At 62.6% G+C, this 7,054-nt stretch carries 7 protein-coding genes; 6 read left to right on the top strand and 1 reads right to left on the bottom strand.

Going from position 1 to position 7,054, the window contains the following annotated elements; translation table 11 throughout:
* Positions 1-246 precede the first annotated feature (246 nt).
* The 5 genes from ACLP4W_RS25280 to ACLP4W_RS25260 all read left to right on the top strand — a co-directional run bounded on the left by ACLP4W_RS25280 (position 247) and on the right by ACLP4W_RS25260 (position 3,669).
* On the top strand, positions 247-753 hold the full coding sequence (locus ACLP4W_RS25280; RefSeq protein WP_442390129.1) for a MarR family winged helix-turn-helix transcriptional regulator: 507 nt from the start codon (positions 247-249) through the stop codon (positions 751-753).
* A gap of 198 nt (positions 754-951) precedes the next feature.
* Entirely contained in the window at positions 952-1,320 is a 369-nt protein-coding gene (locus ACLP4W_RS25275; protein WP_442390128.1) for a nuclear transport factor 2 family protein, read from the top strand.
* 10 nt (positions 1,321-1,330) lie between these two features.
* Positions 1,331-2,218 carry an oxidoreductase gene (locus tag ACLP4W_RS25270; protein ID WP_442390127.1) on the top strand — a complete coding sequence of 296 codons (888 nt, stop codon included), beginning with the start codon at positions 1,331-1,333 and terminating at the stop codon, positions 2,216-2,218.
* Positions 2,215-2,595, top strand: a complete 381-nt coding sequence (locus ACLP4W_RS25265) for a DoxX family protein (RefSeq protein WP_442390126.1) — start codon at positions 2,215-2,217, stop codon at positions 2,593-2,595. The genes ACLP4W_RS25270 and ACLP4W_RS25265 overlap by 4 nt, the downstream gene beginning before the upstream one ends.
* Positions 2,596-2,619: 24 nt before the next feature.
* Positions 2,620-3,669, top strand: a complete 1,050-nt coding sequence (locus ACLP4W_RS25260) for a zinc-dependent alcohol dehydrogenase (RefSeq protein ID WP_442390125.1) — start codon at positions 2,620-2,622, stop codon at positions 3,667-3,669.
* A 156-nt stretch (positions 3,670-3,825) separates the two neighbouring features.
* On the opposite strand, the gene ACLP4W_RS25255 is transcribed toward ACLP4W_RS25260, so the two are convergent.
* A complete protein-coding gene (locus ACLP4W_RS25255) occupies positions 3,826-5,463 on the bottom strand; it encodes an L-lactate permease (protein WP_442390124.1) in 1,638 nt (545 codons plus the stop codon).
* Between the two features lie 551 nt (positions 5,464-6,014).
* On the opposite strand from ACLP4W_RS25255, the gene ACLP4W_RS25250 reads away from it, so the two are divergent.
* Positions 6,015-7,054, top strand: a 1,040-nt coding sequence (locus ACLP4W_RS25250) for a serine hydrolase domain-containing protein (protein WP_442390130.1), incomplete at its 3' end; no start/stop codon positions are given.

Genomic DNA, 7,054 nt, shown 5'->3' with positions numbered 1-7,054 from the left:
GCTCAATCCAGGCCTTGGAGAAAGACATCCGCGACTGGATCACAACCTGGAACGACAACCCCAAACCCTTCACCTGGACCAAAACCGCCGACGAGATCCTCGAACGCCTCACCTCATATATTCAACGGATTCCTGGCGCAGGACACTAGCAGGACTGGTATCCAATGTCGCTGACGACGCGTCGAAGCAGTTACCGGGCATCATCGCGATATCCTGGGCGGATAGCCCGAAAAGGAATTAGCCGAAGTGTCACGTAGTCAGCGCCGAAAGACCGGTCAAGAACCCTGGCTGTCGCCCGCCCAGCTGCAAGCCTGGCGTGCGTTCATGCGTGTGCAGATGCGGATTAATTATGAGATGAATCGGCAGCTTCAGAGCGACAGCGATTTGTCGCTTGCCGACTACCACGTTCTGAATGCGTTAACTTCGGCACCTGGCGGGCGCCTCCAGGTCTCTGACCTCGCGGCCCTGATCGGTTGGGAACGGAGCCGCGCGTCGCATCAGCTGCGGCGGCTATGCGAACGCGGTCTCGCTGAGCGGGTTCCATCAGAGGACGACGGCAGGGCAACCGACGCGATTCTGACAAGAGCGGGTCGCGAAGCGATCGACGCTGCGGCTCCCGGTCATGTGGCCTTAATCCGGCGTCTGTTCTTCGACCCGCTGCCCGACGAGGCGCTCGCACCGCTTACCGCAGCGTTGGAACACATCCACATCCATATGAACTTCAACAGCTCCTTGCCGCCGGCTCCGTGGTGAGCGCAGTCGCGAACAACACAGAATGAAGCATCATCCACTGCTCGGGCGCTGACGCTGCCCAGCTCGAACCAGATCCACCCAGTATCACGGCTCTCGATATGCGCTCCGCTCGGAATAACGACGCGGTGTCTTGGAATATAGATGATGTATCACGTATTATGAGCTCTGAGCGGACCTGCAAGCAGGAAGGGAAACACCATGGGTGCAACAACCCGTCCAGACACGCGCGACCTCTTCACCACGGTCGATTCGATGGATGTTGCCACGATAGCCTCACTCTTCGCCGCGGAAGCCCGTGTCGTTTTCGGGAACGGACAACCTTTGGTCGGTATCGACGAGATCCGTTCCGGGATAACTGCTTTCTATGACACTATCGCGGGCCTACGTCACGAAATCGTGAACGAATGGAACGTCGGCGACGACGCGATCGTCGAGTTCAGAGTCAGCTACGACCGCAAGGACGGGCAACAGGTCACCATCTCGTGCGTCACGATCTTTCATACAGACACCCTTGGCAAAATCGACAACTACCGCGTCTACTTCGACGTGGCGCCGATTTATGCCTGACCATTCAGATATGCGCTATCGCGTTGGGGACAAATCGGTTTGGCGCGTCGGGTACGGCGCGATGCAACTGGCCGGAGACGGCGTCTTCGGTCCACCGCGGGACCGTGATGAAGCGATCGCAGTATTACGCGCCGCCGTGGACGCGGGGGTGGATCACATCGACACCGCACAATATTACGGGCCCGGGGTGGTAAACCAGCTGATACGTGAAGCGCTCTTCCCGTACTCCGACAAACTGGCTTTGGTCAGTAAGGTCGCCGCACGCCGGGACGGTCTCGGCGCGGTCCTGCGCTATGACGACCCCGATCAGCTCCGCGCGGGAATCGAAGACAATCTCGCAACGTTGGGTGTCGAGCAACTCACCGCGGTAAATCTGCGTGTGATGGACAACGCCGTTCCTGACGCACGGTTTGTCGACCAGCTCGGCGCCCTGGTAGCCGCGCGGGACGACGGCTTGATCGCCGGAATCGGGATCAGCAACGTCACCCACCGACACCTCCTGCGGGCGCTGGAAGTCACTGACATCGTGTGCGTGCAGAACGCCTACAACCTCGCGGATCGTTCTTCGGCCGCGGTCCTCAACGAGTGCACCGCGCGAGGCATCGCGTTCGTTCCGTTTTGTCCGCTCGGCTGGCCGCAGAAGCAGCACGACGCGATCCGCACCAATCCGGTCGTCACCGGCATCGCTGTCAGCCACGGCGCCACACCGGCCCAGGTCGCTCTCGCCTGGCTGCTGGCGATCGCGGACAACGTGCTGCTGATCCCGGGGACCAGCAGTCGCGGCCACCTCGCGGAAAACCTTGGCGCTGGGTCATTGCGGCTGCAGGACGACGAAGTCGCCAGCCTTAGCGCGACATTCGACGAAACTGCTCATTCTCAACCTAGGAGGACATCATGAACCTGGCGCTATGGATCGTCGCGATTGTCTTAGCCGCAGTCTTCGCCGGAAGCGGACTGATGAAACAGCTTGTGCCCAAGGATAAACTCGCCACGTCTGGCCAGGGCTGGGCGAAGGACTTCGACCAATCCAGTATCCGATTGATCGGACTCGCCGAGATACTCGGCGCCATCGGGGTGGTCCTACCGGCAGCAGTGCATATCGCCCCGATCCTTGTCCCCATCGCAGCGACGGGGCTAGTTCTCGTAATGGTGGGTGCGGCCGTCGTTCACGCGCGGCGTAATGAAACAATGAACATCGCGGTCAACCTGGTGCTGATCGCCCTGGGTGTCTTCGTGGCCTGGGGCCGCTTCGGGCCGTATTCGTTTGCGTCGTAACGAAAGACACGGAGCTCGCTGAAGATGACGATGCCCGCAGTGGTGCTTACCAAACAGGGGCGCATTGCGCTGCAGGACCGGCCACGCCCGACGCTGCGACCCGATCAGTTGCTCGTCGAAGTCGATCTGTGCGGCATTTGCGGCAGCGATCTGCACGCATCCCAGCTTCCGCAGGTGTATCGGGGCGACTGCATTCTCGGACACGAGTCCACCGGCCGAGTCGTGGCAGTCGGCGACAATGTCGCAGACTGGGCGAAAGGCCAGAGGGTAGCGGTCAACCCCAACGGCAACGTGGACGGGTCTTGCGTGTATTGCCGGTCGGGCCGGCAAAACTTCTGTCGGCAAGCCACTTTGGAGACGGCGCTGTGCCTGCAGGCCGATGGAGCACTGGCACCGCTGATGACCGCCTTCCCCGGCCACCTGCGCCGCATCCCCGACGAGCTGGGAACGCTCGAGGCGGCCTGGGTCGAGCCCACGGCCACCGCCCTGCGGGCGGTGGAACTCGCCGGCGAGCTCGCCGGCCGGACGGTGTTGGTGACCGGCGGAGGCCCCATCGGGCAACTTGCTTGCCGGCTCGCTCACCTCAGAGCGCCCGAACAAATCCTCCTCATGGAGCCAGCGACACAGCGTGCGCAGTTCGCAGCAAATTCCCATGCTGTGGCGATCGCCGCCGATGCAGCCGAAGACTACGCCCGGGGACCTGGGGTCGACGTCGTGCTGGAGTGCTCGGGCAGCGCCGCCGCCACCTCTACCGCGCTGAAACTGCTGCGGCCCGGCGGGATCCTGGTGGTGGTCGGGGCGGGCCCCGACCCCGGCCTCGATTCCGCGACGATCCTGCTGAAAGAAATTACGGTGCAGGGGTCATACATATATATCGACGAATTCGACCGCGCGATCCACCTGCTGGCCACCCGACAAGTCACTGTCGCCGACCTCACCACGGTAATCAGTCCATTAGCTGACGCACTGACTGCCTTCGACGCGCTGCGTGCCGGCCAAATCATGAAAGCCCTCATTGCGCCCGGCACCTACCACACGGCGATCTCACGTAACCACAAGGAAATGAGGCAATGAGCAATCCAGCTTCCGATGCAAACCAGCGCGACGATGTTCTCATCGTGGGTGGGGCTCAGCGGGTGCTGTCCCGCGCCCGAACGTCGCTGAGCGACCGAGTTGCACCGAAGCATCGCGCGGCATAAAGCCCGCGGGTAGCCGATGACCTATCAAGAATTAGCGCACCATCCAGGACAACACCGAGGCCTGCAGTCCCGACAGGGCGCACATGAAAACCACGAACACCAGGCTCCATATGATCACTCGGCGGAAAATGTCGCCTTCCTTGCCGTGCACCCCGACCGCCGCGGCCGCGATGGCGAGGTTCTGCGGCGAGATCATCTTGCCAAGCACACCGCCGGAACTGTTGCTGCCAGCCATCAGCACCGGGGACAGTCCCGCCTTGCCGGCCGCGGTCACCTGCAGGGCGCCGAATAGGGAATTGGACGAGGTGTCGGACCCGGTCACCGCCACGCCGAGCCAGCCCAGTATCGGGGATATCAGCGCGAACGCGCCTCCAGCCCCGGCCATCCACGTGCCCAGGGTGATGGTCTGTCCGGACGCGTTCATCACGAATGCCAGTGCCAGCACCGCCATTACGGTGACGATCGCCCATCGCAGCTGATACAGGGTCGCCCCGTAGGCCTTGAGCGCCCTGACCACCGACAGGCGCAGCACCACCATGGTGACGATGCCCGCCACGAGCATCTGGGTGCCCGGCGTGGTCAGCAGATTGAAGTTGAACGTCGGAAGCGACGACGGGGCGCCCTTGGCGGTGTATAGGTGCAGTCCTGGCCAGTGCACGGTCACGGTCGCCTTTTCGAGGAACTTCTTCACCGCCGAGATCTGGCAAATCACGAAGACGGCAATGATGATCGCGTAGGGCGCGTATGCGCGGAGCACCTCGGCGCGTGAGTCGGGGTGTGCGATGCGCTCGGCGAATTCGGGGGTCCCCGTGTCGGCGGCGCCGCCGGCTATTACCCCGGCGCGAGTGAATTCGGTTTGCGGACGCCTGATGCGCACGAACAACACCAGGGCGCCGGCAGACAGCAGGGAGGCGACGACGTCGGCCAGCGGCACCGACACGAAGTTCGAGGTGGCGTATTGGGCGAGGCCGAAAACCACACCACCGGTGAGGGCGATGGGCCATGTTTCGCGCAGACCGCGCCGACCGTCTGCGATGGCAACCAGCGCCAAGGGGACGAAGACGGCCAAGATCGGGGTTTGGCGCCCGACCATCGCGCCGAGCGTGTCGGTCGACAAGCCGGATACCTTGGCGAGGGTGATGATAGGTGTGGCCATCGCCCCGAATGCGACCGGCGCGGTATTGGCGACCAGCGCCAGGACGGCCGCCTTGAGTGGTTTGAAGCCCAGGGCGAGCAGCATTACCGAGGTGACCGCCACGGGCGTGCCGAACCCGGCCAAGGCTTCGAGCAACGCCCCGAAGGAAAATGCGACGATGACTGCCTGGATGCGGTGATCGTCACTGACCGTCGCAAAACTGCGTCGCAGCACGTCGAAATGCCCTGTCTGCACCGTCATCTGGTAGACCCAGATCGCGTTGATCACGATCCACAGGATCGGGAAGAATCCGAAGACGGCGCCTTCGGTGCCCGCCAGCGCCGCCTGGCCGATCGGCATGCCGTACACGGCGACGGCGACCGCAATAGCGACGGCCAGCGACACCAGTGCCGCAATCCAGGCCCGCAGGCGCAACACGCCGAGCATCAGGAATAGCGCCGCCAGCGGTAACGCGGCCGCGAGAGAGCTCCAAGCCAGCGAGTGGGCGACGGGATCAAGGATCTGGCGATACATGCTGGGCACCTTCCCGACGTGTGGATTTTGTTGGGCTGGGGATGTCGATCGCTGCACGATGAGGACGATAAAGTTGCGCGCTTCTGCCTTCCCGCGACGCGTTCGAGTTGGATGTCGCTGGTGGCTTTGGGACGGCAGCGCGACGACACCGCCGCGTGCGGTGATGTTGCGCTAATCGGCGTTCTTGATCGCGAACCTCGCGCCAAAGCTGCGGCAGGAGTCGGTGGCCAGCGGTTGGCGCAAGGTCAGACCGCGCCACCCGACGTTCGACTGACGTTTTGTATCGAAGGTTATCCATGATCGTGTCGGCTATTTTTCGCCGGCCCGGTAAACGTAAGGTTTCATGCATCACCGGTTCTGACGCGCGTCGAGGTGGGGGCGTCGTGCTGCTGCCGCAGACATGGGTGGCCCCACTGGGGCCAGATCCTTGACAAGCCGCTCCGGCGGACACAGCATCATGGCGGGACGACCACGTATGGAATTCCGTGAATGCGGCGGCGGGGAATCACGTGAACGACAGCTCGCTTAGCAGCCTTGCCTTCGGTAGACGAATGCGAAAGGCCATTGCCGTGGGAACTGTTTTTCTGGCATTCGTTGCGGCTTGCTCGCGCCGCGATGCAACGCACACAGAGGTAAGCGACAACGGGAAGACAACGCAGGCGCCTGCTGCGGCTCCCACACCTGATTTCGCAACATTCTCCGAGCTGCCCGATGCGGCTGCCGCACCTGATTTCGCAACAGTCTCCAAGCTGATCAACGATGCGATTGCGGCGAACAGGCTGCCAGGTGCTGTGGTTGTGATCGGGCACGGCGGCAAGATCGCCTTCCGCCAGGCTTACGGCTCGCGCAAGCTTGCAGCCGAACCCGGCCTAGATGGACTGCCTGCACCTGCAGAGCCGATGACCGAGGACACGATCTTCGATTTGGCGTCGTTGACGAAAAGCCTCGCAACGGCCACTGCCGTTATGCAGCTTTACGAACAAGGCAAGGTTCGGTTCGACGACCCCGTGCAGCAGTACTTGCCTGACTTCAACACGGCAAACGATCCACGGCGCGCAAAGGTGACCGTTCGCATGTTGCTTACGCACACTTCAGGCGAAACGGGCGACGTCGATCTCAAAGATCCGTGGGGACTGGACGGAGCCGATAAAGCGGAAGGCATCCATCGTGCGCTCACCACGCCGCTGGAGTCGGGTCCCGGCGAGGGTTTCCGCTACTCCGACATCAACTTCATTCTGCTTGGCGCGCTGATCGAAAGGGTCACAGGCGAGGCCTTGGACGATTACGTTCAGCGGCACGTATTCGAGCCGCTCGGCATGGAAGACACCCACTACCTTCCCCCGACCAAAGCATGTGGTCCGCACACCACGGTAGGAGCTGCGATCACCTGGGCTCCTGCGCCAAAAGTCCAGGAGCCGGACGCTTGTCCTGCGGGTACGTGGAGCACCGGTCTCTTGTCGCGCATTGCACCGACAGCACGTGACGACGAGAGCAGAGCCGATCCGAGCAAGAATCCCGATCTTGATCACCTTCTTCGGGGCACCGTGCACGACACAACGGCGCGGCGCATGGGTGGCGTGGCCGGGCATGC

The organism is Mycobacterium sp. (assembly GCF_052145595.1).
GTDB lineage: Bacteria > Actinomycetota > Actinomycetes > Mycobacteriales > Mycobacteriaceae > Mycobacterium.
This window is presented reverse-complemented; position numbering and strand designations above follow the sequence as displayed.